This window comes from Methyloversatilis sp. (assembly GCF_051861465.1).
GTDB lineage: Bacteria > Pseudomonadota > Gammaproteobacteria > Burkholderiales > Rhodocyclaceae > Methyloversatilis.
This window is the reverse complement of sequence record NZ_JBHYCQ010000001.1, coordinates 34,694-59,711: the sequence shown is the minus strand read 5'-3', so window position 1 is coordinate 59,711 and position 25,018 is coordinate 34,694. Positions and strand designations below refer to the sequence as shown.

20 protein-coding genes and 1 tRNA gene are annotated in these 25,018 nt (G+C 66.7%); 9 read left to right on the top strand and 12 right to left on the bottom strand.

Going from position 1 to position 25,018, the window contains the following annotated elements; translation table 11 throughout:
* Nucleotides 1-161: 161 nt before the first annotated feature.
* Complete coding sequence (locus tag ACTIFF_RS00350; RefSeq protein ID WP_439535029.1) at nucleotides 162-1,343, bottom strand: PEP-CTERM sorting domain-containing protein; 1,182 nt, start codon at nucleotides 1,341-1,343, stop codon at nucleotides 162-164.
* Between the two features lie 43 nt (nucleotides 1,344-1,386).
* Nucleotides 1,387-2,613 (bottom strand): PEP-CTERM sorting domain-containing protein, encoded by a 1,227-nt coding sequence (locus tag ACTIFF_RS00345; RefSeq protein WP_439535028.1) that lies wholly within the window; start codon nucleotides 2,611-2,613, stop codon nucleotides 1,387-1,389.
* 444 nt (nucleotides 2,614-3,057) lie between these two features.
* Here ACTIFF_RS00345 and ACTIFF_RS00340 point away from each other — a divergent pair, with 444 nt between their 5' ends.
* Nucleotides 3,058-3,630, top strand: a complete 573-nt coding sequence (locus ACTIFF_RS00340; RefSeq protein WP_439535027.1) for an SOUL family heme-binding protein — start codon at nucleotides 3,058-3,060, stop codon at nucleotides 3,628-3,630.
* A gap of 114 nt (nucleotides 3,631-3,744) precedes the next feature.
* Here ACTIFF_RS00340 and ACTIFF_RS00335 read toward each other — a convergent pair.
* Nucleotides 3,745-3,821, bottom strand: a tRNA-Met gene (locus ACTIFF_RS00335).
* 101 nt (nucleotides 3,822-3,922) lie between these two features.
* Between ACTIFF_RS00335 and ACTIFF_RS00330 the strand changes: the two genes are divergently transcribed.
* Complete coding sequence (locus tag ACTIFF_RS00330) at nucleotides 3,923-5,089, top strand: UbiH/UbiF family hydroxylase (RefSeq protein WP_439535026.1); 1,167 nt, start codon at nucleotides 3,923-3,925, stop codon at nucleotides 5,087-5,089.
* Between the two features lie 75 nt (nucleotides 5,090-5,164).
* Complete coding sequence (locus ACTIFF_RS00325) at nucleotides 5,165-5,884, top strand: DsbC family protein (RefSeq protein WP_439535025.1); 720 nt, start codon at nucleotides 5,165-5,167, stop codon at nucleotides 5,882-5,884.
* Nucleotides 5,885-5,948: 64 nt separating this feature from the next.
* Here the strand turns inward: ACTIFF_RS00325 and ACTIFF_RS00320 are convergent, their stop codons facing one another.
* From ACTIFF_RS00320 to ACTIFF_RS00280, 9 genes are all read right to left on the bottom strand, one after another.
* The gene (locus tag ACTIFF_RS00320) at nucleotides 5,949-7,148 is read right to left on the bottom strand and encodes an acetyl-CoA C-acyltransferase (protein WP_439535024.1); all 1,200 of its coding nucleotides are present in this window, start codon (nucleotides 7,146-7,148) and stop codon (nucleotides 5,949-5,951) included.
* 10 nt (nucleotides 7,149-7,158) lie between these two features.
* Nucleotides 7,159-9,558, bottom strand: coding sequence for a 3-hydroxyacyl-CoA dehydrogenase/enoyl-CoA hydratase family protein (locus ACTIFF_RS00315; protein ID WP_439535023.1), 2,400 nt, complete (start codon nucleotides 9,556-9,558; stop codon nucleotides 7,159-7,161).
* A 117-nt stretch (nucleotides 9,559-9,675) separates the two neighbouring features.
* Nucleotides 9,676-10,983, bottom strand: a complete 1,308-nt coding sequence (locus ACTIFF_RS00310) for an OmpP1/FadL family transporter (RefSeq protein ID WP_439535022.1) — start codon at nucleotides 10,981-10,983, stop codon at nucleotides 9,676-9,678.
* An 85-nt stretch (nucleotides 10,984-11,068) separates the two neighbouring features.
* Nucleotides 11,069-11,464, bottom strand: a complete 396-nt coding sequence (locus ACTIFF_RS00305; RefSeq protein WP_257095452.1) for an acyl-CoA thioesterase — start codon at nucleotides 11,462-11,464, stop codon at nucleotides 11,069-11,071.
* Between the two features lie 31 nt (nucleotides 11,465-11,495).
* Nucleotides 11,496-13,448, bottom strand: a complete 1,953-nt coding sequence (locus ACTIFF_RS00300) for a 3-hydroxyacyl-CoA dehydrogenase NAD-binding domain-containing protein (protein ID WP_439535021.1) — start codon at nucleotides 13,446-13,448, stop codon at nucleotides 11,496-11,498.
* Entirely contained in the window at nucleotides 13,445-14,728 is a 1,284-nt protein-coding gene (locus tag ACTIFF_RS00295) for an acetyl-CoA C-acetyltransferase (RefSeq protein WP_439535020.1), read from the bottom strand. Before ACTIFF_RS00295 ends, ACTIFF_RS00300 begins: the two co-directional genes overlap by 4 nt.
* A complete protein-coding gene (locus tag ACTIFF_RS00290; protein WP_439535019.1) occupies nucleotides 14,728-17,208 on the bottom strand; it encodes an acyl-CoA dehydrogenase in 2,481 nt (826 codons plus the stop codon). Before ACTIFF_RS00290 ends, ACTIFF_RS00295 begins: the two co-directional genes overlap by 1 nt.
* Before the next feature lie 66 nt (nucleotides 17,209-17,274).
* Nucleotides 17,275-17,958 (bottom strand): TetR/AcrR family transcriptional regulator, encoded by a 684-nt coding sequence (locus tag ACTIFF_RS00285; protein ID WP_439535018.1) that lies wholly within the window; start codon nucleotides 17,956-17,958, stop codon nucleotides 17,275-17,277.
* A gap of 91 nt (nucleotides 17,959-18,049) precedes the next feature.
* A complete protein-coding gene (locus ACTIFF_RS00280; protein WP_439535017.1) occupies nucleotides 18,050-19,300 on the bottom strand; it encodes an MgtC/SapB family protein in 1,251 nt (416 codons plus the stop codon).
* A 301-nt stretch (nucleotides 19,301-19,601) separates the two neighbouring features.
* Here ACTIFF_RS00280 and ACTIFF_RS00275 point away from each other — a divergent pair, with 301 nt between their 5' ends.
* The 6 genes from ACTIFF_RS00275 to ACTIFF_RS00250 are packed head-to-tail and all read left to right on the top strand — an operon-like array spanning nucleotide 19,602 to nucleotide 25,008.
* Complete coding sequence (locus ACTIFF_RS00275) at nucleotides 19,602-20,084, top strand: MSMEG_0572/Sll0783 family nitrogen starvation response protein (protein ID WP_069039341.1); 483 nt, start codon at nucleotides 19,602-19,604, stop codon at nucleotides 20,082-20,084.
* Complete coding sequence (locus ACTIFF_RS00270; RefSeq protein ID WP_439535016.1) at nucleotides 20,084-21,163, top strand: Nit6803 family nitrilase; 1,080 nt, start codon at nucleotides 20,084-20,086, stop codon at nucleotides 21,161-21,163. The genes ACTIFF_RS00275 and ACTIFF_RS00270 overlap by 1 nt, the downstream gene beginning before the upstream one ends.
* Nucleotides 21,126-22,220 (top strand): MSMEG_0568 family radical SAM protein, encoded by a 1,095-nt coding sequence (locus ACTIFF_RS00265; protein ID WP_439535015.1) that lies wholly within the window; start codon nucleotides 21,126-21,128, stop codon nucleotides 22,218-22,220. The genes ACTIFF_RS00270 and ACTIFF_RS00265 overlap by 38 nt, the downstream gene beginning before the upstream one ends.
* On the top strand, nucleotides 22,207-22,797 hold the full coding sequence (locus tag ACTIFF_RS00260; protein ID WP_439535014.1) for an MSMEG_0567/Sll0786 family nitrogen starvation N-acetyltransferase: 591 nt from the start codon (nucleotides 22,207-22,209) through the stop codon (nucleotides 22,795-22,797). Before ACTIFF_RS00265 ends, ACTIFF_RS00260 begins: the two co-directional genes overlap by 14 nt.
* On the top strand, nucleotides 22,794-23,807 hold the full coding sequence (locus ACTIFF_RS00255; RefSeq protein ID WP_439535013.1) for a sll0787 family AIR synthase-like protein: 1,014 nt from the start codon (nucleotides 22,794-22,796) through the stop codon (nucleotides 23,805-23,807). Before ACTIFF_RS00260 ends, ACTIFF_RS00255 begins: the two co-directional genes overlap by 4 nt.
* Nucleotides 23,800-25,008, top strand: coding sequence for an MSMEG_0565 family glycosyltransferase (locus tag ACTIFF_RS00250; RefSeq protein WP_439535012.1), 1,209 nt, complete (start codon nucleotides 23,800-23,802; stop codon nucleotides 25,006-25,008). Before ACTIFF_RS00255 ends, ACTIFF_RS00250 begins: the two co-directional genes overlap by 8 nt.
* Nucleotides 25,009-25,018 lie beyond the last annotated feature (10 nt).

Below are 25,018 nucleotides of genomic sequence, written 5' to 3'. Positions count from 1 at the left end.
GCACACCCGGCCAGTCTGATCGAGCCGACCCGATCCGCCAGGTTCGTCGTCCCTGACAGGCGCATGACAGCAAGTGCATCCTTGAAAGCAGGCGTGGCCGCCCCGGCGGCGAAAACGAAACGGGGGCCGCAGCCCCCGTCATGTACGCCCGATTCCTGAGCTCAGACCTCGTGGCGCCTGCGCTGGCAAGCACTCGCACCCAGCAGCGCAAGGCCGGCGAGCATCAACGCGTAGCTGCCGGGTTCCGGCACGGCGGTCGCCAGTGCGGTGACCTGGAAACCCTGCAGGCTGAGATTGTCGGCCACGAAGATCTCCGCGCTTTCCGGACCGTCGGTGTTGATCGTGAAGGTCAGCAGACCCTGCCTGCCTTCGAAGCCGCTGATGTCGATGCTGAGCATCTGGATCTCGTCGGTCAGGTAATCGCTGCCATGGAAGGTCATCAGCGATTCACCTTCGAACGCGACATCCAGCGTGGCTTCCATATTGTTCTTGGTGAAGGCGATCGGAACGTCGATGAACGCGGCATCTGGCAGCGTGACGTCGTAGGCCAGAATGCCCGGCGATGCGGTGTGCACTTTGAAGCCGGTGAAGGTGGCATCGCCGCGGATCCCGGGGCCGCCGTTACGGGGTGGTCTGATGTACAGGCTGTTCAGGCTGCGCTCGGCATGCTCGGACTTTTCCTGCACGTACTCGCGAAGCATTTTGACCACGTAGTCTTGCGCATTGAATTCCGACACATTCTGCAGCCAGCCGAGGGCCGTGTCGAAAAAGGTGTCGGTCCGGTAGGCAACGCTGTAGTTCGCGGTCAGCCTGACAACACCTCTGGCATCACCCTTGATCGCCAGCGGATTGGCGACGATGTAGTCGTCGATGCGCGCCTGCGGCGCCTCTGATACCACAATGGAATTGTATCTCGTTGAATCGGGGTCGATGTGTATCACGTAGGGTTCGGATCCCTTGACCGCGATGTTGTACACGCCGTCGGTCATCTGCTCGGAAAACAGGCTGCCCGCCGAAAACGTCTGGCTGCCATAACCCGGCGAGACGTTCATCCCGATGATCAGCTCGTGGCGATAATTCACATCCAGCAAGGGGGCAACGATGTCGCCGGGGGCCTTCAGGAACGCACCGTCCATCGTAACGGTCGAGGACAGGACCCGTCCGAAATTCGTGTCTGGCTGCAGATGTATGGACAGCAATTCCTTGCCGGAATCGAATGTGTAGGGAACCGTCATGGTGACGGTGTGATTGACCGAAATATCGACTGCACCGGATGCACCGCTGACTGTCAGCAGGGCGCTTGCCAGCGCCAACGTGGAACGCACTCTTTTTGTATTCATCATTTGCTTTGGTAGGAGTTGGGTTCTGCGTACGTTCAAGGCGATTTCAGGCGGTACCTTGTGCTGACACGGGGCTGCGTCGCGGCTGCGTAAACCGGCGACGCGCCATGACACCGACCAGCGCCAACCCGCCCGTCATCAACGCCCACGAGCCGGGTTCCGGCACGGGCGCCGCCAGCGCGGTGACCTGGAAACCCCGCAGGCTGAGCTTGTCGGCCACGAAGATTTCCGCGCTTTCCGGACCGTCGGTGTTGATCGTGAAGGTCAGCAGCCCCTGCCTGCCTTCGAGGCCGGCGATGCCGATGCTGAGCATCTGGATCTCGTCGGTCAGGTAATCGCGGCCATAAAAGGTCATCAGCGACTCACCTTCGAACGCGACATCCAGCGTGGCCTCCATATTGTTCTTGATGAAGGCGATCGGAACGTCGATGGTGGCGGCGTCCGGCAGCGTGACGTTGTAGGCCAGGATGCCCGGCGATGCGGTATGCACCGTGAAACCCGAGAAGGTGCCGTCGTTCCGGATGTTGTCGGGAGTCCGAGGCCCCCTTACGTTGATGTACAGCTTGTTTTCACTCGGGGCGACGTGCAGGGAGTTGCCCTCGACGTATTCGCGAAGGGTTCTCGCGGCGTTCAAGGCAGTGGTGTCCGATACGTTCTGGAGCCAGCCGAGGGATGTGTCGAAGAAGGTATCGACGGCGTACACGACGCTGTAGTTCGTGCGCAGGACCACGGCTCCTTCGACGTCACCGCGGATCGCCAACGGGTCGGCGACGGTAACCGTGTCGATGCGGGCCTGCGGCGCCTCGGTCACCACGATTTCCCCCGGTATCTTCGCGACGGAGCCGAGATAGATCCGGTAAGGCTGCGAGGGGCGCCCATCGTAGTACCTGACAGTGCCGTCGCCTTGCTGCTCGGCGATCAGGTTACCGGCGGAAAACACCTGCGGCTCGCCGTAGACGCCACCGTAGTCGGGCGACACCTTCATGTGCAGGTAAAGGTTGTGCACGTAGTTGACGGTCGGTTCGGGGGCGGCGATATTGCCGCCGGTCTTACGGAAAACGCCATCAATCATGACAATCGACTTCAAGAAGCGCCCGAAATTCGTGTCTTCCGTAAGCTGGATGGACATCAACTCCCTGCCCTGATTGAAGGTGTAGGGAACCACCGTGACAGCGGTGAAATTGACCGAAATATCGATCGCACCGGATGCACCACTGAAGGTCATCAGGGCGCCTGCCAGCGCCAGTGTGGCGCGCACTCTCTTTGTTTTCATTGTCGGCTTCGGTGGGTTGGATTCTGCGAAGTCACGCCTGCAGCGGACGATCGAAGCGATCCGGTGCGGCGCCTTTTCCCGTCGCGCGCCTGTGCGCTCCGGTGATCGCGCGAGGGCGTCGCAAGATTCGAGCCATTGGGCGAAGGTCCATTCGAACAACGGGTTGAAAAACCGCTGTGACGCATACTGTCAAATCGATCGACGCTTTTCGAAGCGAAGCGGACACGGACGGCTGACCCGCCAACCCTGCCCAAGGCGTCGATCCACCGGGGTTTTCAGATTGAAGCTCGATCATTGAACTACCGCTTGAGCGAATCGGCCTGAGCGTCATGCAAACAACCCGGGCCCGCTCCCATGCAGTCCGTTACGTCCTTCGTATCCACCCGGCCCGGCCACGGCTGGCGCAAGCTGCTGGTCCCGGCACTCCTTCTGATCGGCCTTTCCATGCCCCTGCACGCCACGGAGGAACCCGAATACCGGGTGGTCCGCACGTTCGCTGACTTCGAGGTGCGGCAATACGCCCCCTACACGGTGGCCGAGGTCGTTGTGCCCGGGCCCGCGGACGAAGCGGGCAGCCAGGCCTTCCCGATCCTGTCGGGATACATCTTCGGCAAGAACAAGGGCGAGAAGAAGTTCGCGATGACGGCACCGGTGACCCAGGCCTCCGCGCCTGTGAAGCTGCCGATGACCGCCCCGGTCACCCAGACCGCGTCGTCTGCCGGCTTCCTCGTGCAGTTCGTGCTGCCCAAGGGCGTGACAGCGGCCGACGCGCCGGAGCCGCTGGATGCGCGCATCCAGCTCCGTGACGTGGCAGCCTACGAGGTGGCCGTCATCCGCTACTCGGGTTTCTGGTCGGAATCGAACTACGCCGAGCATCTCGGAAAGCTGCAATCGGCATTGCGGGCCGCCGACCTGACATGGACCGGCGAGCCGGTGTTCTCGCGCTACGACGCGCCATTCAAGCCTTGGTTCATGCGGCGCAACGAAATCTGGTTGCGCCTGCCGTCGCAGCCGTGAGCTTCAGGTATCTGTGTTCGAAACGGAGAAGTCCACCCGGCTGCATGTAAGCCACATGCGAACGGGGAACCCGCAAACGAAAACGGCCCCCATCGCTGGGAGCCGCTTGAAAGCTGGTGGTGATGGGGGGACTTGAACCCTCGACCTACGGATTATGAATCCGTCGCTCTAACCAGCTGAGCTACATCACCCTTTGAAAGGCCGTGGATTGTCGTGGAGCGACCGGGTCTTGTCAAGAATGGCGGCCCGGCCCGACAATCGCGGGTCTTTCATCCGTGCGGTCACTTTCGCGATGCAGCAGGATTTCAAGTTCGATGTGGTCATCGTTGGCGCCGGCCTGCCCGGGCTGGCGCTGTGTGCGGCGCTGCGCCGGGCGCAGCTGTCGGTGGCGCTGGTCGAGGGGCGGATGCCGGAGTGGCCGGTCGGGAGCTGGGACGCGCGGGTGTATGCGGTCAGCCCGTCGAGCGCGGCCTTTCTGGAATCGGTGGGCGCCTGGGCGCATCTTGATCATGCGCGGATGCAGCCGCTCGCCCGCATCGAGGTGTTCGGCGACCGCGGTGCGCAGCTCGACTTTTCGGCGTTCGACGTCGGCGTGGGTGAGCTGGCGTGGATTGCCGAGTCGAGCCTGATCGCGCGCGAGTTGTGGGAAGGCGTGAAGCGGCAGGCCAATGCCACCTTGCTGTGCCCGGCGCGGCCGGCGAAGCTGGCGCACGAACGCGGCCGCTCGCGGCTGACGCTGGAAGACGGGCGCACGCTGGAAGCCGCGCTGGTGGTCGGCGCCGATGGCGTCAATTCATGGGTGCGCACGCAGGCCGGGCTGGACGCGCGCTTCACCGATTACAACGAACTGGGCGTGATCGCCAACTTCCGCTGCGAAAAGCCGCATCTGGGGTGCGCCTGGCAATGGTTCCGGCCGGATGGCGTGCTGGCTTTCCTGCCGCTGCCGGATCAGCACATGTCCATGGTGTGGTCGGCGCCCGAAGCCAGGGGTCGCGAACTGCTGCAACATGACGCGGCCACACTGGCGATCGAAGTTGCGGCCGCGGGCGATCACGTGCTCGGCGCACTTGAGCTGGTGACGCCGGCAGCCGGTTTTCCGCTGCGCCTGATGCAGGTACCCAAGGTAATCGCACCGGGCGTGGCGCTGGTCGGCGATGCTGCGCATGCCATCCATCCGCTGTCGGGTCACGGCGTGAATCTGGGTTTTGCCGACGTGCGCGTGCTGGCCGGCGTGCTGGCCGACACCGATCGCAGCGTGCTGGGCGATGTGCGCGTGCTGCGCCGCTACGAGCGCAAGCGGGCCGAAGAGGTGCAGGCGCTGCAACTGACGACGCACGCGCTGCACGAGCTGTTCCGCCCGGCCTGGCCGGCGCTGGCCTGGCTCAGGAATACCGGGCTGAACCTGACACAGGGCCTGCCTGTCCTACGCAATGCGCTGGTACGCTACGCGCTCGGTTAATTGGCGCACGAAATAACGCACGAAATAAATCTTGGCCCACCGGGGCCGCCACACAGCGCCCCAACAGGAGTTTTCATGTCCATCAAGCACACCGCCGCACTGCTGTGCGCGCTCGCCGCCACATCGGTTTCCTTCGCGGGTCCGGTTGAAGATTCGATCAAGACCGCCGTCGAAACCGCCATCGGCAACGGTTCAAAGGTCGAAGGCGTCACGAAGACGCCTTACCTCGGCCTGTATGAAGTCCGCATCGGCGGCGAAATCCTGTACACCGACGAGAAGGCGAATTACCTCATCCTGGGCGAAATCCTCGACGCGAAGTCGCGCCAGAACATCACGCAGCAGCGGGTGAATCAGCTGTCAGGCATCAACTTTGCCGAACTGCCGCTCGAGCTCGCGATCAAGCAGGTGCGCGGCACCGGCAAGCGGGTCATCGCCACCTTTGAAGACCCGAACTGCAGCTACTGCAAGAAGCTTGCGAAGGAATTGGTGACGATGGACAACGTGACCGTCTACACCTTCCTGACACCGGTGCTCGGCCCGGATTCGGTGAAGAAATCGGAAGCGATCTGGTGCTCGCCCGACCGTCTGAAGGCCTGGAATGACTGGATGACCGGCAACGTTGCGCCGGCATCGGCTGTTGCATCGTGCGACATGGCCGGCTTCCAGAAGGCCGCTGCACTCGGCGAGAAGTACCGCGTTCGCGGCACGCCGACGATATTCCTCAGCACGGGTGAGCGCATTCCGGGTTACGTGCCGGTGGCGCAACTCGAAAAGCGCATGGCCGCCATCAAGTAAGGCTGATCCGGGACCGGCATGGCGCCGGTCCCGTCCTTCCGTGCTGACGCGCGCTCACACCCGCTCACACCTTCTCGAATATCCCTGCGGCGCCCATGCCGGTGCCGATGCACATCGTCACCATGCCGGTGCGCGCCTCGCCGCGCTGCATCGCGGCGATGACGGTGGCGGTGCGGATGGCGCCGGTGGCACCCAGCGGGTGACCGAGCGCGATGGCGCCGCCGAGCGGATTCACCTTCGCAGGATCCAGCCCGAGCGTGCGCATCACCGCCAGCGCCTGCGCGGCGAACGCTTCGTTCAGTTCGATCCAGTCGATGTCGTCCTGCGCAAGGCCGGCCAGCTTCAGCGCCTTCGGAATCGCCTCGACCGGGCCGATGCCCATGATTTCCGGCGGCACGCCGGCCACCGCGAAGCTGCGGAATCGCGCGATCGGCGTCGCACCGGTGCGCTTCACGGCCGCCTCCGACATCAACAGCACGGCGGCCGCGCCATCCGACATCTGCGAACTGTTGCCGGCGGTCACCGAACCGCGCACCGAAAACGCCGGACGCAGCTTCGCCAGCGCTTGCGCGCTGGAATCGGCGCGCGGCCCTTCGTCGGTGTCGAACAGCCGCTCGGTCAGGCGCACCGTATTGCTCGCCAGATCGGGCAGGTGGCTGCGCACGGTGTAGGGCAGCACCTCGTCGCGGAAGCGGCCGGCGGCGATCGCGGTGAGCGCCTTGTGGTGCGACGCCAGCGCGAAGGCATCCTGGTCCTCGCGCGACACCGTGTACCGCTGCACGACCTTTTCCGCGGTCAGACCCATGCCGTAGGCGATGGCGACGTGTTCGTCCGACTCGAAGGCGCGCGGATTCACGGTGACCTTGTTGCCCATCATGGTCGGCATGACGGTCATCGATTCGGTGCCGGCGCCGATGGCAATGTCGCACTGGCCGGTCATGATCTTCATCGCCGCATCGGCCACGGCGTTGAGGCCGCTGGCGCAGAAGCGGTTCACCGTGATGCCCGGCACCGACACCGGAAAGCCGGCCAGCAGCACGCCGATGCGCGCCACATTCATGCCCTGCTCTGCTTCCGGCATCGCGCAGCCGACCACCACGTCGCCGATGTCGTTCAGGTCGAAAGGCGGCACGGCGTCGACCGTGCCGCGCAGCACATGCGCCAGCATGTCGTCCGGCCGCACATGGCGGAAGGCACCGCCCTTGCGCGCGACGGCTGTGCGCTTCGCGGCGACGATGTAGGCATCCTGGATCTGTCGTGTCATGACTGTCTCCTCAATTCCGCAAGGGTTTGCCGGTGTCCATCATGTGCGCGATGCGCGCCTGCGTTTCCGGCGTTCGCAGCAGCGCGACGAATTGCGCGCGCTCGACTTCGAGCAGCCACTGTTCGCTCACCCGCGAGCCGGTTTCGATCTCGCCGCCGCACAGGGCCACGGCTGCGGCGCGCGCGACGCGATAGTCGTGCGCCGAAATCAGGCCGCCCTCGCGCATGTTCACCAGCATCATTTCCAGCGTGGCGATGCCGCTGCGTCCGGCCACCATGATGTTCGACGTCTGCAGCGCCGGCCGCCAGGCGCTGTCCGCCATGGCGATCGCGTTGCGGCGCGCCACGTGCAGCAGTTCGCCGGCGTGCATCACCACCACGTCGTCCGGTTTCAGCAAGCCCAGTTCCTGCGCGTGGCGCGCGCTTTTCGACACATTCGCCATGGCAATGGTCTGGAACACCGACTGCAGGAAATTCATCGGGTCCTTCGTCGCCGACGCTTCGGCCGCGCGCGCTGCGCGCAGGGCGAATTCCTTGCAGCCACCGCCGGCCGGAATCAGGCCGACGCCTGCCTCGACCAGCCCGATGTAGCTTTCCAGCGCCACCACGGCGCGCGGCGAATGCATGACGAACTCGCAGCCGCCGCCCAGCGCCATGTTCTGCACCGCGGTGATGACTGGCACCTGGGCGTGCTTGATCGCCTGCGACGCCTGCTGGAAGTCGTTGATGACGCGGTCCAGCGCCTTGAAATCACCCGCTTCGAGCACCGGCCGGATCTGCTTCAGGTTGGCGCCGACCGAAAACGGCCCCTGCGGCTGCCAGATGACCAGCGCGTCGAAGTCGCGCTCGGCGCGGGCGATCGCCTCGCGCACGCCTTCGAGCACCTTCGGGCCGATGGCCGACATGCGACTCTTGAACGACAGCACCGGCGCGCGCGCGCCGTCGGCGTCATCCAGCGTCCACAGCCGCACTTCGTCACCTTCCCAGATCGTGTGCGTGGCGCGCGGCGTCTCGCCGAGCACCAGCTCCGGAAACAGCTGGCGCGCGTGCGCCGGCAGTGCCGCGCGCGGCTGCAGCGCGGCAGCGGACGCCGACCACGATCCGGCCGCGTCGTGCGCACCGTGCCGCTCGAATACCCAGGCCGGCAGCGGCGCGTCACTCATGGTGCGGCCGGCGGCGATGTCCTCGCGCAACCAGCCGGCGACGTGCTGCCAGCCGGCGGCCTGCCAGGTTTCGAACGGCCCGGCTTGCCAGCCGAAGCCCCAGCGCATCGCGAAATCGACGTCGCGCGCGCTGTGGGCGATATCGCCCAGATGCACGGCGACGTAATGGAACACGTCACGGAAGACGGACCACAGGAACTGCGCCTGCGGATGTGCCGACGCACGCAGCGCCGCCAGCTTCATCTGCGGATCGCGCTCGGCCAGGATGACCTGCACCTCCTCGGCCACGGCGCCGGCCGAATCGCGGTAGTCCTGCGTCTTCAGATCCAGCACCTTGATCTGCCGCCCGTCCTTGCGATAGACGCCGGCCTTCGTCTTCTGGCCCAGCGCGCCCTGGCCGACCAGCGCGGCGAGCCAGGCCGGCGCGGTGTAGTAGCGGTGCCACGGGTCGGCCGGCAGGTTGTCGGTCATCGTTTTCACGACGTGCAGCAAGGTGTCGAGCCCGACCACGTCGGCAGTGCGGTAGGTGGCCGACTTCGGCCGGCCGATCACCGGGCCGGTCAGCGCATCAACCTCGTCGAAGCCCAGGCCGAGGCGCTCGGTGTGGTGCATCGCCGCCAGCATCGAAAACACGCCGACCCGGTTGGCGACGAAGTTCGGCGTGTCGAGCGCGCGCACCACGCTCTTGCCCAGCGTCGTCGTCAGGAAGGTTTCCAGCGCATCGAGCAGCGCCGCGTCGGTCGAGCGCGAGGGAATCAGCTCGACCAGCGACATGTAGCGCGGCGGATTGAAGAAGTGCACGCCGCAGAAGCGGCTGCGCAGGCTGTCCGGGCAACCGTCGGCCAGCGCGTTGATCGACAGGCCCGACGTGTTGCTGGCGAAGATCGCGTCGGCGCGCAGATGCGGCGCCACTTTCGCGTACAGGCCGTGCTTCCACTCCATGCGTTCGGCGATCGCTTCGATCACCAGATCGCACTCGCCCAGCCGCGCGAGGTCACGGTCGTAGTTCGCCACCTCGATCAGTGCCAGCCGGTCGGCAGTGGCCAGCGGCGCCGGTTCGAGCTTTTTCAGGCCGTCGAGCGCGCGCCTGACGATGCCGTCCGGGTCGCCCTCCTTCGCGGCGAGGTCGAACAGGACGACCGATACATTCGCGTTGGCGCAGTGCGCGGCAATCTGCGCACCCATGACGCCGGCACCGAGCACAGCGACACGACGGATCCGGAACTGAAAGGGGATGGGACGGGACATGGCGGTCTCCCGGAAGCGGAACGCCGGCCGCCAAATGCGGCCGGGTCAACCAAAGGTCAACGAAAAGACAGAAGCAGCACGGCGACCGGCGCCTTGCGGACGCCGGCCGGTGCAGCATCAGAAGGTCTGGTTGTACTGCACCGACAGCAGGTCGGCGCTGGTGTCGAACTTGCCGCGAATGATCTGGCCGGTTGGCGTGGTGCCGACGATGGTGCGTCGGTCGATGCCTTCGCGGTCGAAGAAGATGTGCGCGTAGCCGACGTCGATCGTCGATTTCGGCGACAGCGCGTAGCGCGCCCCGATCGCCACCCAGTAACGGTCGCTGTCCGGCAGCGTCAGCGTGCGCGTCGTTTCGTCATGCACCGGCGACTTGTCGAATGCAACGCCGAAACGCAGCTTCAGTGCCTCGGTGTACTTGTAGGCAGCGCCGTAACCGATGCGCCAGCTGTCGCGGAAGTCGTATTCCGGATTGGTCAGGCGGGCACCCGTGTTGTCATTGCGCACGTCGAGCGACTTGAACGACGACCAGCCGGTCCAGGTGTAGTCACCCATGACTTCCCAGCGGTCGGTCATCTGGTGATGCACGGCAACCGAGAAGGTATCGGGCAGCTCGATCCTCGCGAAAGCGGGCGTCACGCCGGTCGCTGGACCGGCTTCGGTCGCGGTCGCCTCGCCCTTGAGCCGGAAGTCGATCTTCGAACGATAGGACAGGCCGACACGCATGGCCGGCGTCACCTGATACATCAGGCCGACGTTGAAACCCATCGCCGTGTCATCCGCTTCCAGCCTGTTGCGTGCATTCGGCAGCAGCGGCGACACCGGCACCTGCTGCTGGATGTCGCCTTCGAGCTTAACGAAGCTGATGCCGGCGCCGATCGACAGCTGGTCATTGACGCGCCAGGCGACCGACGGATTGATGTTCAGCGCCTTCAGGTCGACGTAGTTGCCCTGGAAGCGACCGAGGAAGGTGGTGTTGTAGTCGGTCTTGTTGCCGAAGGTGGCCGACACGCCGACACCGATGCGCAGGCGGTCATTGATTGCATAGCTGTAGTAGCCGGCCGGAACCAGCGACAGGCCGCCGCCCTCGCCGCCTTCATCGCCCAGTGGAAAAACGGTCGGTCCGGGCAGGATCAGCGCATTCGAGCCGCGATCGTCGAATTTCAGCGACCGGTGCAGCAGCGTGCCGGCGACCGAAATGCTGTGCCCCATCGGCAGATAGGTCATGCCGGCCGGGTTGAAGTAGATCGTGCTGGCGTCGTCCGCGACGGCGGCCGCACCGGCAAAGGCGGTGGCGGTACCTGCGCCGTTCTGGTTCTGCACCGCAAAGCCGGCCGCCGTGGCCTGACCGGACACCGTCAGTCCGATCAGCACGGCCAGACGTGCGAACGGCAGATCGGGACGTGCACATTTATTGTGTGATGACATTTCAGCTCCTCGTCGGGTGATGCGTTGCCCTGCCCCCGCTTCACCGCTGAAGTGGGGCTGGAATGACCGTACAGCGCTGTAACGGTCAATCTTTCGGAATATTCAGCTTCTGCCCCTCTTCGCCCACTGCAACATAGGTCAACGTCGCCTCCGCCACCTTCTTTATCTGTATGTTTTCGTAACCCGTTTCCGCATAGACCGTCACATCGACGGTGATCGAGGTATTGCCGACCCGCGCCACCGACGCATAGAAGGACACCAGGTACTGGGTGGTGATCGGCTGCAGGAACACGAAGGAATTGACCGCCACAGTCACCACGCGCGAGCGGGTGCGGCGCATGGCCGCGATCGAACCGGCCACATCCACCTGCGACATGACCCACCCGCCGAATATGTCGCCCGCGGCGTTGAGGTCGCGCGGCATCGGCAGCAGGCGCAACGCAGGTTGGTCATCGGGCAGGGACTGTACGGAATCATTCATGGTTCTGTGCTCGAAAAATGTCAGTGAGAGGTCAATGTGAGGTCCGGCGCTCATGGTGCAGCGGGCCACCTGTCCAGGGCGCGAAGCCGGCGCCGAAGATCAGGCCGGCGTCGGCCAGATCGGCATCGGCGACCACCTGCTGTTCGACGCAGCGCCGCGTGACGGCGACCAGCGGCGCAAGCAGCCTGTCGGTCAGTCCGTCGGGCACGGACGATACCGCACCGCGCTGCGGCCTGCCGTCGGTCCACTCGTAAAACCCCTGGCCGGTCTTGCGCCCGAGCCGGCCGGCATCGACATGGCGCTGCAGGCAGGCCGGCGCCTGCGCGCTGCCGGTCAGCCGCGCACCGGCGGCCAGCGCGATGTCGAGCCCGACGGTATCGATCAGTTCGACGGGCCCCATGGCCATGCCGAAATCCTGCGCGGCGCGGTCCACCACGTCGGGTGCGATGCCTTCGTCGACGCACTTCATCGCTTCCAGCATGTAGGGGCCGAGCACCGCATTGACGAGGAAACCCGGACTGCTGGCCACCGGCAGCGGCAACTTGTCGAGCGCACCGACGAAGGCTGCGGCGCGCTGCACGGCCAGCGGATCGCTGGCCGCGCCGCGTACAACCTCGACCAGCGGCATCTGCGCCACCGGATTGAAGAAGTGGATGCCGACCAGGCGGGACGGCGCGTGCAGGCAGGCGGCGATGTCCTCGATGCGCAGGCTGGAGGTGTTGGTGGCGATCAGCGCGTCGGGCTTCGCGCGCCGTTCGATGTCACGAAACAGCGCCTGCTTCGCGTCGAGGTCTTCGTAGATGGCTTCGATGATGACGTCGGCCCCCGCGATACCCGCGCCGGTCACGTCCGGCACCAGCCGGTCGAGCGCGGCGCGCAGACCGCGCCGGTCGCGCCGGAACTTGCGGCCCCAGGCCTTCGCGGCGCGCTGCAGCGCCGGGGCGATGCGTTCGGCACTGCTGTCCTGCAGCGTCACGCGAAAGCCGCGCAACGCGCACCAGGCGGCGATGTCGCCCCCCATGACACCGGCGCCGACCACATGCACGTGCCGGACCTCCGGGAGTTCGACGCCTTCCGGCTTGCCGAAGCCGCGCAAGCGCTCGCGCAGGTGATAGACACGCTGCAGGTTTGCCGTGGTCGGGTGGGCGACCAGTGCGCCCATCGACGACGGATGACCATCGGGCACGGCCAGCGCATTGCCGCCGAAATCGCGCCAGATGTCGATGATGGCGTACGGCGCCGGGTAGTGCCGGCGACTGGCACGCTTCGCCACGCCGGCCATCGCCTTCTTCGCCACCACACTGCGCAGCGGCCCGGACAGCAGGCGCTGCAGCAGCGGCAGCGGCTTGCGCGGCGCGCCCGACAGCACGGCGGCAGCCGCATGCTCGCGCATCAGCCGCGCCGGGGCGATATCGTCGACCAGGCCGAGCGACTTCGCGCGCCGCACATCGAGCGCGCGGCCGGTGAGCATCATGTCGAGCGCTCCCGGCGCGCCGATGCGGGCCGGCAGGCGCAACATGCCGCCCCAGCCGGGCACGATGCCCAGCATCACCTCGGGCAGCGAAAAGCGGGTGCCGGGTTCGTCCACGGCAACGATGCGGTCGCAGGCCAGCGCCAGTTCGGTGCCACCGCCGACGCAGAAGCCGCGCACCAGCGCGCAGGTCGGATAGCGCACGCCTGCCAGCCGGTTGAACAGGTTCCAGCCGCGTTCGATCAGCGCACGCGCGCCGGCCAGATCGCTCACCTGTCCGAATTCGGCGATGTCGGCGCCGGCAATGAAGCCGCTTGCCTTGCCGGACAGGATCACCAGCCCACGCGGCGGCGCGGCATCGAATGTGTCGAGCACGCCGGCCAGTTCGCGCATGACTTCGCCGGACAGCGTATTCACGCTTTCGCCGGCGCGGTCGAACGTGAGCCAGGCGATGCCTTCGGCGTCGCGTTCGAGGCGCCAGTGCCTGAGCCCTTGCGTCATTTCGGCGCTCACGTCGTTTCCACCAGCATGGCGCCACCCTGACCGCCGCCGATGCAGATGGCCGCGATGCCGCGACCGCCGCCCTGCCTGCGCAACACATGCAGCAGATGCAGCACGATGCGCGCACCGCTGGCGCCGACCGGGTGACCGATCGCGATGGCACCGCCGTCGACATTGAGCCGGCGTTCGTCGAGCGCACCCAGCGCGCCGGGCAGACCCAGTTCGGTGCGGCAGTAGTCGTCGCTTTTCCATGCCTCGATGCAGCCGATGACCTGGGCGGCGAAAGCCTCGTTGATCTCCCAGGCATCGAGATCGTTCAGCCCGAGACCGTGCCGCTGCAGGATGGGTGCGGCGGCATGCACCGGCCCGAGTCCCATCTGTGCCGGGTCCAGTCCGGCCCACTCGGTGTCGACGATGCGGCCGAGCGGCGTCAGTCCGTGTTCCTCCACCGCCTTGCGCGACGCCAGCAGCAACCAGGCCGCACCGTCGGTCACCTGCGAACTGTTGCCGGCCGTGATGTGGCCGTGCGCGCGATCGAACACCGGGCGCAGCTTGGCCAGCCGTGGCACCGACGAATCGCGCCGCATGCCGTCGTCCTCGATATATATACGTCCACCGGCGTCGGCGATCGGCACGACTTCACCGAAATGGCCGGCGTCGAGCGCGGCGGCGGTGCGCTGGTGCGAGCGCATGGCATGGAAATCCATCTGCGTGCGGCTGATGCCGAAGCGCGCGGCGAGATTTTCGGCGGTCTGGCCCATATTGATGCCGATGACCGGATCGGTCAGGCCTTTCAGCAGCCCGATGACCGGCACCAGCATGCCGGGGCGGAATGTCGTCAGCAGCTGCGCCCGCGCGCCGAAGCTTCTGGCCGCATACCACTGCGACAGCCAGCGCACCATGGCATCGGAAAACAGCAGGTGGGCGCGCGACAGCGCATCGACGCCGCCCGCCAGCACCAGGTCGGCGCGTCCGAGCCGGATGTTGGCAATGCCCGAATCGAGTGCCTGCATGCCGCTGGCGCAGTTGCGCATCACGGTCCAGCCCGGCACGCGGTCACCACAGCCCATGCGCAGCGCGGCGATGCGACCGATGTTCGCTTCGTCGGCCGATGGCGCGGCACAGCCGAGGATGACTTCGTCGAGCTGATCCGGCCGGACGCGCTGGCGCGACAGCAGGGCGTTGCCGGCGGCCACCGCGAGGTCGGCCGCGGCGAACGGGCCGGGCGCGTTGCGCGACTTCAGGAAGGGCGTGCGCGCGCCATCGACCACGAAAACGTCGGATGAGGTCATCAGGCTGCGATTGCGGTGACGTTGTGCGATTCGGCCGGCGGTGCGCTTGCTGCATCGACACCGAAATCCTGCGGAAAGTCGTCCACCCGGACGACCCGGTCACGCAGGGTGTCGCGCCGACGGATCAGCGCGAATTCGGCGTCGTCGATCAGGCCGGCGTCGAACGCCGCCTGCATCAGGCCGGCACCGTGCGCCTTCAGCACACCTTTCTTCTGCGCCGCGCGCACGCGCGCCTCGATGGCTTCGGCGGCGATCGTCGCGTGCAGCGCGTGTTCGATGACGCCGACCGGATCGTGTTCGTCGTCAGGGATGTACATGCCGGCGGTCAGCCGATCGCGCGTCGCTGACGGCTCGATCAGCAGCTTCGCCACCTCGCCGCCGAGCCGGTCCGACGGCACCACATACGGTCGGCCGAGCGGAAAGATGAGACGGCGCAGCAGGGTGGCGATGGCGCGGTTGGGGAAGTTGGACATCACGCCTTCGAACGCGGTCTGGGCATGGAACATGGCGTCCCACATGGCCCAGTGCATCAGCGGCGCATCGGCCGACTGCCGGCCTTCGGCTTCGTAGCGCTTCAGTGTGGCCGAGCACAGGTACATCTGCGAAAGAATGTCGCCCAGCCGCGCCGACAGTTTTTCCTTGCGCTTCAGATCGCCGCCCATGGTGAGCATCGCGGCATCCGAAATGAAGGCGAAGGCGGTCGAGAAGCGCGTGAGCTGCTGGTAGTAGCGGCGGGTTTCCGGGGCCACATCGACCGGCACGCCGACCCAGTGCGAGCCGGTCAGGCCGAGCACAAGCGCGCGCACCGCATTGCTGGCGGTATAGCCGATGTGCGAAAACAGCGCATCGTCGAATTCGGCCAGCGCAGCCGGCGTGTCATCGGCCAGCGCAGCGCGCATTTCGCGCAGCACGTAGGGGTGGCAGCGAATGGCGCCCTGGCCGAAGATGATCAGGCTGCGCGTCAGGATGTTCGCGCCCTCGACCGTGATGCCGATCGGGATCTGCTGGTAGGCGCGGCCGAGGAAGTTCGACGGGCCCAGGCAGATGCCCTTGCCGCCGAGGATGTCCATGCCGTCATTGACGACGACGCGCGCGCGCTCGGTGATGTGGTACTTCACGATGGCCGACACGACCGACGGCTTTTCGCCCAGGTCGATGGCGCCAGAGGTCATGCGACGTGCCGCGTCCATCATGTACAGGTGGCCGCCGATGCGGGCCAGCGGTTCCTGGATACCTTCGAAGCGTCCGATCGCGGTCTTGAACTGGCTGCGCACGCGCGAATAGCCGCCGACCGTGCGCGCCGTGAGCTTGGCCATGCCGGTGTTCGACGCCGGCAGCGAAATCGAGCGACCGGCGGCGAGACACTCCATCAGCATGCGCCAGCCCTGACCGGCCATCGCCGGACCGCCGATGATCCAGTCCAGCGGCATGAACACGTCCTTGCCCCAGTTCGGTCCGTTCTGGAACACCGCGTTCAGCGGGAAGTGGCGGCGGCCGATTTCCACGCCCGGGTGATCGGTCGGAATCAGCGCGCAGGTGATGCCGAGATCTTCCGTGTCGCCCAGCAGGTGGTCCGGGTCATACAGCCGGAAGGCCAGGCCGAGCAGCGTCGCCACCGGGCCCAGCGTGATGTAGCGCTTGTCCCAGGTGACGCGCATGCCCAGCACTTCGCGGCCCTGATATTCGCCCCGGCAGATGATGCCGAAGTCCGGAATCGACGCCGCGTCCGACCCGGCCTGCGGGCTGGTGAGTGCGAAACACGGGATCTCCAGCCCCTTGGCCAGGCGCGGCAGGTAGTGATCCTTCTGCGCGTCGGTGCCGTAATGCAGCAGCAGTTCGGCCGGGCCGAGCGAGTTGGGCACCATCACGGTGACGGCAGAGGCGGAGCAGCGGGTCGACAGCTTGGTCACGATCTGCGAATGCGCCCAGGCCGAGAACTGTTTGCCGCCGTAGTGCTTCGGAATGATGAGGCCGAGGAAGCCGGCGTCCTTGATGTACTGCCAGGCTTCCGGCGGCAGATCCTTCAGTTCGTGCGAAATGGTCCAGTCGTCGGACAGGCGGCACAGCTGTTCAACCTCGTTGTCGAGGAAGGCCTGCTCTTCCGCGCTCAGCGTCGGTTCCGGATAGGCGTGCAGCACCTTCCAGTCCGGGTGGCCGCGGAACAGTTCGCCTTCCCACCACACCGTGCCGGCTTCGAGCGCGATGCGTTCGGTGTCGGACATTGGCGGCAGGATGTTGCGATACACCTTCAGCAACGGTTTAGAAATGAGCGCACGACGCAGCACCGGCACGTTCAGCAGCAGCGCCGGCACGCCGGCCAGCAGTGCGATCGCGACATTCACTGCGGTCGGCCAGTCGAAATGCAGGCTGGCCGCCACCAGCCATGCGGCCGCCGCCGCGGTGCACACGAGCAGCGGCGCGCGCAGGTAGCCCAGCAGAACGATGCCCAGCGGCACCAGCAGCAACAGTATCCAGATCATGACGTTTCCCTCCTCGGTGCTTCGCTCCGGTGGGCAGGCCATCGTGGGCCGTTGCACCCTGTTCCGCTACGTTGTTTGCTCCGAGCCGTCGCCGGCAGGAAGTGGCGCCCGCAAACCGCCGAGCAGGAAGCTCATCAGGCGCGGCCGCATGCGCTGCATGGCGTCCGGCTCATCGATGCGCACGCCGGTCAGCACCTGCAGCGAATCGATGCCCGACACCGCGTACGACATGGCGCCCAGCATGAAATGCAGGCGCCACAGGATTTCTTCGACCGGCACCGTCGGCAACGCGCGGCAGAATGCGTCGCGGTAACGGCCGATCACCGGCGCGTACTCCGTGGCGAGATATTCGCGCACCGTCGGTGACGGTTCGGTGAAGGTGCGGCCTAGCAGCTGCATGAATTCGCGCCCGGCAGCACTGCCCGACGCCAGATCGAGCGAACTGCTGAAGAACGCATCGACGATGCGGTGGGGCTTCACCGGCTGCTCGCCGGCCGCGGCCTCGGCCGCATCGAGTGCCTGCATGCGTTGCGCGTTCAACGGCTGCAGGTGGCGCTTCAGCACCTCGCGCACCAGCACGTCCTTCGAGCCGAAGTGGTAATTCACCGCTGCGAGATTGACGCCGGCGTCGCCAGTGATCATGCGCATCGACGTCGCCTCGAAACCGTGCGCCACGAACAAGGCCTGCGCCGCATCGAGAATGCGGTTGCGGGTTTCGTGCGCGGTCAGCGAGGTGCGACGGACATCCATGCCTGCACAACCTTCATTCAAACGTTCGTTTTAATTCTAGCCGGTAAAGCGTCGCTGTCAAGCGTGTTGACGACCAATGCGCGCGCGGGCTTCAGCCGCCGTGCAGCAGCCAGACTGCCCACGCTGCGCCGACCGAAAGCAGCACACCCGGTGCAACCTGAGCCGCAAACGCCCGGTCGCCGGCTGTGGCGGCGACGACGGTCTTGCTGATCGCATTGGTGGTGAAGCCGATCAGGATGGGGAGCACCGCCTGAGTCGCCTCGATCTTGCCCGAGGCATGGAGGGCGGCGACCGCTGCCGCAGACGAATGGGCGTCCGCGAAACCGGCCAGACCCACGGCCAGATTCAGGCCGGCATTGCCGAAGTATTCACGCAGCAGTGAAGTCAACAGCAGCATGCCGCCCATCGTGACGGCGAACAGCACGGCAATGCGCGGGTTGAAGGCGCGGCCCGGTGGCACGGTCTCGCCCTCCATCGCATGCACGCTGCGCCACGCGACCAGCAGACCGTACGCCAGTGCAGCGACGCCGGCCGCCAGCAGTGGCAGCGCCATTTCGCGCAGCACGGCGGTACTGGTCACGGCAAGCAGCAGCACCAGTTGCAGCACGGTCGCCAGCGACGACAGCACGGCCCCCGACACCGCGCCGGCACGCAACGCAGGCGTGCGCACGGCCTGTGCGCCCATCGCCGCGATGGTGGCGGTGCTCGACACGAAGCCCGAGGCGAAGCCGGCAAACGAAAGGCCGAGCGCCGGCCCGGCGGCGCGCAGTGCGATGTGGCCGCACGCGTTGATCGCCATCATCAGCACGGCAAGCGTCCACAAGGTGCGCGGATTGATCGCGTCGAACGGATCGATCGTGCGATCGGGCGTCAGCGGCAGGATGACCAGCGCCGCAGCCGCCAGCAGAAGGGCGTCGTGCAGTTCCTGCTCCGACATGACACGCACGACGAAACGGTGCAGATGGCTGCGTGCGGCCAGCATGATGGCCACCAGCACGCCGATGCCGGTCGCCAGCGGCGCATCGACCTGCGCCAGCGCGCCGAGCATGAAGGTCAGCAGCAGCGCGATTTCCGTCGTCAGGCCAGGGTCGGTGACGGATGACTTGCGGTACGACACCACCGTCAGCAGCCCCACGGCTGCCGCCAGCACCGCCAGTGTCAGGCCGCCGCCGAGCAGCATGGCCAGCGCGCCGAGCAATGCAGCCAGCGTGAAGGTGCGCAGACCGGCTGCCGCGCGCGCCGGACCTTCGCCCTTGCGCCGCTCGCGCTCCATGCCGATCAGCAGGCCGATGCCGAGCGCGGCAGCCAGGCCGATCAATCTGGGATCAACGGATTCGGACATGCCTCAACGATACGCGGGTAGGCGGCACCGACGGTCATCCGGTGCGATCCGGATGAATGATCGGGTGCATTGATTGCATGGCGGATGCTCCATCGCGGTGCGTGAAGCCACCCCTAAACCCCAATCCGGAAAGGACATTTCAGCGATGGTGAATATCTGTTAACGGCCACGGCGGGCGCGTGTGTTCATTGATCGCATATTGATCGCAGGCAGTGACGCCGGCATGGCACGCAGCGTGCAAAGGACAGGGAGCGCCGCCAGAGCGCACTGACCCGGACGACCACCCCACAGGAGAGTTCTCATGCCGAAAGTGACCAAGCCCGCCAACCAGAAAGGTGAATTCCTCGTCGATTACGAAGAGAAGGTGTTCGAGGACGTGAAAGCCGAACCGGGCGAGAAGGCGCTGGTCACCTTCCACACCGTCGCCTTCGAAGGCTCGATCGGCTTCGTCAATCTGCTGCAGGCCACCCGCCTGAAGCGCAAGGGCTTCGACACGTCCATCCTGCTGTATGGGCCGGGCGTCACGCTGGGGGTCAAGCGCGGCTTCCCGACGCTGGGCGATGAGGCCTTCCCCGGCCACCAGAATTTCAACAACCAGATCACCAAGTTCATCGCCGAAGGCGGCAAGGTCTATGCGTGCCGCTTCGCGCTGCAGGCGCTGTACGGCCATGGCGAAGGGTCGCTGATCGAAGGCATCACGCCGATCAACCCGCTCGACGTGCTCGACATCATCCTGCTGCACCGCAAGGACAACGCCTTCATCCTCGACACCTGGACCCTCTGATGCCTTCCGCCGGCATCGTCCGCGCCGCCGCGATCCAGATCGCGCCCGACCTCGAATCGGCCGACGGCACGCTGGCGCGCGTGCTGGCGGCGATCGACGAGGCGGCGGATCGCGGTGCGCGGCTGGCGGTGTTTCCCGAAACCTTCCTGCCCTACTACCCTTACTTCTCGTTCGTGCAGCCGCCGGTGCTGATGGGCGCAGCGCATCTGAAGCTGTATGAACGGGCGGTGGCGGTGCCCGGGCCGGTGACGCAGGCGGTCGCCGAGCGGGCACGCTCGCGCGGCGTCGTGGTGGTGCTCGGCGTGAACGAGCGCGACCACGGCAGCCTGTACAACACGCAGCTGGTGTTCGACGCCGACGGCACGCTGGCGCTGAAGCGCCGCAAGATCACGCCGACCTATCACGAACGCATGGTGTGGGGTCAGGGTGACGCGAGCGGACTCAAGGTTGTGGACACCGCCGTCGGTCGCGTCGGCGCGCTGGCCTGCTGGGAGCACTACAACCCGCTGGCCCGCTACGCGCTGATGACCCAGCACGAGGAAATCCACTGCGCACAGTTTCCCGGTTCGATGGTCGGCCAGATCTTCGCCGACCAGATGGAAGTGACGATCCGCCACCACGCGCTCGAAGCGGGCTGCTTCGTCATCAATTCAACCGGCTGGCTGAGCGACGCGCAGATCCAGTCCATCACGCCCGACGCCGGCCTGCAGAGGGCGCTGCGCGGCGGGTGCTGCACCGCCATCGTGTCGCCCGAAGGCGTGCATCTGGCGCCGCCGCTGACCGAAGGCGAAGGCATGGTGATCGCCGATCTCGACATGGCGCTGGTCACCAAGCGCAAACGCATGATGGATTCGGTCGGCCACTACGCGCGACCCGAACTGCTCAGCCTCGCCATTAACGACCGCCCGGCCAGCCCGGTCGTGTCGATGGCGTCCCCTTCAGACCCTGTCCGGAGCACCTCCGATGAGCACCCCACCGATTATCGAAGCGGACCGCGAATCGCACCGCACATCGACCGACCGTCAGCAGGTGACGGCGCTGATGACGGAACTGCAGTCGTTCGGCTTGCGGCTGGCTGATCCGGGCGCCGGCGCACCGAGCCGGCGCGGCGGTGCCGGGCCGTCCGATCACAAGGCGGTGACGGTGGACGGCACGACCATCATGGTGCCGGTGCATACGGGCTCCGCCTTCAACTCGCCCTTCATCGCCGAAGCGCCGGACGCCGACGGCCGCGTGCAGTTGAAGCGCGGCAGCATTCCGATCGCGCAGATCCGCTTTCCGAAACAGCCGCGCTTCTATGCGCTGCAGACACTGGATGGCGTGCCCTACTCGCACATCGCGACGCTGCACGGCGCCGACGTGCTCGCGACCACGGTACTGCAGACCTGCATCCGGTATGAAAGCCGGCGAAAGTCGTGCAAGTTCTGCTCGATCGGCCAGTCGCTCGCCGCCGGCCGCACCATTGCGCACAAGACGCCGGACCAGCTGGCCGAGGTCGCCCGCGCCGCCGTGGTGCTCGACGGCGTGAAGCACATGGTGATGACCACCGGCACGCCGGCCACACCGGATCGCGGCGCACAGGTGCTGTGCGATTCCGCCTTTGCCGTGCGCGCTGCGGTCGATCTGCCCATCCAGGCACAGTGCGAGCCGCCGGACGATGACCGCTGGTTCGCGCGCATGAAGGCGGCCGGCATCGACAGTCTGGGCATGCACCTGGAAGTGGTCACGCCGGCGCTGCGCGAACAGATCATGCCGGGCAAGGCCGCCGTGTCCATGGAGCGCTACATGGAGGCGTTCGAGGCAGCCGTCGCGGTGTTCGGCCGCGGCCAGGTGAGCACCTACATCCTGGCCGGGCTGGGCGACACGACGGACGCCATCCTCGACCTCAGCGCGAAACTCATCGGCCTGGGCGTGTATCCCTTCGTCGTGCCTTTCGTGCCGATCAGCGGCACGCCGCTGGAAGACCACCCGGCGCCCAGCCCGGCCTTCATGCGGTCCATCCTCGAACCGCTGGGCGCCATGCTGTCCGATGGCGGCCTGCGCTCGATCGACATCAAGGCCGGCTGCGGCAAATGCGGCGCCTGCTCGTCGCTGTCGTCGTACGAAAAGCCGGAGGCCGCCCATGCGGTGCGCTGAACCGTTCGACTACTGCGAACTGCCGGCGCATTTCGCGCCCTGCGAATTCCGCATCAAGTGGGCGGACAGCGCGTGGGAGCGCAGCGAAGCGCATCGCCTGCGGCGCGCGGTGTTCTGCGAGGAACAGGGCGTGTTCGACGGCGACGACATCGACGCCATCGATGCGTATTCCCAGCTCATCGTCGCGGTCACCCAGGTCGGCGGCATGCCGGATCAGGTGGTCGGCACGGTGCGCATCCACGAAGACCGGCGCGGCGGCGATCCCGGACTGTGGTGGGGCTCGCGTCTCGCGGTGGCGCCGGCATTCCGCAGCCACGGCAAGCTGGGCGCCACGCTGATCCGGCTCGCGGTGACCAGCGCGCATGCGCGCGGCTGCCACACCTTCCTCGCCCACGTGCAGGCACAGAACCTGCCGCTGTTCCGCCGCCTGCACTGGAAGCCGCTGCAGCCGGAAACCCTGCACGGCCGGGCGCACTGGCTGATGCAGGCCGAACTCGATCACTACCCGCCGTGTTTCGACGTGTTCAGCGGTTTCGTCACGCGCTCGACGGCGGCGCGCAGCGGAGTCGCCGCGTGAATCTGCACGCCTTCGTCGACGCGCTGCGTGGCAGCCCCGGCTTCGCGCACAAGCGCGACATCGGCGACGTGATGGACGCGCTCGGCCGTGCACTGCCCGGCGGCATGCAGGACATGGCGCAGGCCGTGGCCATCGGCGACGACTGTGCGGCCATCGCCGACCCGTCGGGTGAGGGCTGGCTGCTGTTCGCCATCGAAGGGCTGGTCGAACAATTCGTCTTGCGCATGCCCTGGTTCGCCGGCTACTGCGGCGTCATGGTGAATGTGAGTGACATCTGCGCCATGGGCGGGCGGCCGATCGCGGTGGTCGACGCGCTGTGGAGCGACGGTGCCGACGCCTCGTCGCCGGTGCTCGAAGGCATGGCCGCGGCCTCGGCGCGTTACGGCGTGCCCATCGTCGGCGGCCACAGCAATCACCGCGCCGCGCACGGCCAGCTGGCGGTCGCCATCCTCGGTCGCGCGAAGAGGCTCATCACCAGTTTCGATGCGCAGCCGGGCGACGAACTGATCCTGGCGGTCGACCTGCGCGGCGCCTACGAAGAACCTTATCCGTACTGGAATGCCTCGACCCGCGCACCGGCCGAACGCCTGCGCGGCGACATCGAACTGCTGCCGCAACTGACCGAAGCCGGCCTGTGCGACGCCGGCAAGGACGTCAGCATGGCCGGGCTGATCGGTACCGCGCTGATGCTGCTCGAATGTTCCCGGGTGGGTGCCGTCATCGATCTCGACGCAGTGCCGCGCCCCGACGCCGTGCCGCTGCTGCGCTGGCTGCTGTCCTTCCCGAGCTTCGGTTACCTGCTGTCGGTGCGCCCGGCCCATGCCGACCGCGTCATCGAGCGCTTCGGCGAACGCGACATTGCCGCGGCACGCATCGGCCGCGTGACCGCTACGCCCGAGGTGTGGCTGACCCTGCAGGACGAACGCGCGCTGCTGTGGAATGTCGCCGAACAGGCCTTCATCCTCGCCTCGGTGACTGCACGAGCGGATGTGGAGGTGGCGCATGGCTGACGCGCTCCGAACAGGGCTCAGGACAGGACTCAGAATCGGGTTGCTGACCCATTCGGTCAATCCGCGTGGCGGCGTGGTGCACACGCTGGAACTGGCGCAGGCGCTGCAGCGCGACGGCCATGACGTGACAATGTTCGCACCGGCCGCACCCGGGCAGCGCCTGTTCCGCGCGCCAGCGTGCAGCTTCGAACCGGTGCCGGTGGCCGGCGCCCCGGGCAGCGTGGTCGACATGGTCAGCGAACGCATCGGCGCCTATGTCGCCCACCTCGCGCCGCGTCTGGCGACCCGGCCGTTCGACATCCTGCATGCGCAGGACAGCATCAGCGCCAACGCGCTGGCCGCACTGGAAGACCAGGGTCTGATCAACGGCTTCGTGCGCACCGTGCACCACCTCGACGAGTTCGACGACAGCCGGCTCGCTGCCTGGCAGGCGCGCGGCGTGCAGTGCGCACGCACCGTGCTGTGCGTCAGCGATCTGTGGCGCGACCGGCTGGCCGACGATTTCGGCATCGACGCGCAGCGCGTGAACAACGGGGTCGACGCCGAACGCTACTCGGCACAGCCGGGCGATGGCGACCTCATCCTCGCGCATCGGCTGGGCATCACCGAAGCCGCCGGGCGCGGCCCGGTGTTCCTCGCCGTCGGCGGCGTCGAGGAGCGCAAGAACACGCGGCGCGTGCTCGAAGCCTTCGCGCTGCTCAAGGCCGATCTGCCCGGCGCGCAACTGGTGATCGCCGGCGGCGCCAGCCTGCTCGACCACGACGGCTATGCGCGCGCCTTCCAGGCCGACCTGCGCGACAGCGGCCTGACCGTGGGCTATGCGCGCGACGTGGTCATCGCCGGCACGCTGGCCGATGCCGACATGCCGGCGCTGTTCCGCCTCGCCGACGTGCTCGTCATGGCATCGACCTGTGAGGGCTTCGGCCTGGTGGTGCTCGAAGCGCTGGCCAGCGGCACGCCGGTCGTCGTGTCGTCGATTGCGCCCTTCACCGAATATCTGGGCGACACCGACGTCAGCTGGGCCGACCCGCAGGACGCCCTGTCGATCGCCCGCGCCATGCGCCGCGCCTGCGACCCGCGCCGCGCCGAGGTGTTGCGCTACGAACTGCCCGAGGTGTGCCGGCGCTTCAGCTGGCCGGCCAGCGCCCGACGTCACGCCGACCTGTACCGGGCGTCGCTGCTTCCGCCTGCATCCACATAGAGAGATCTGC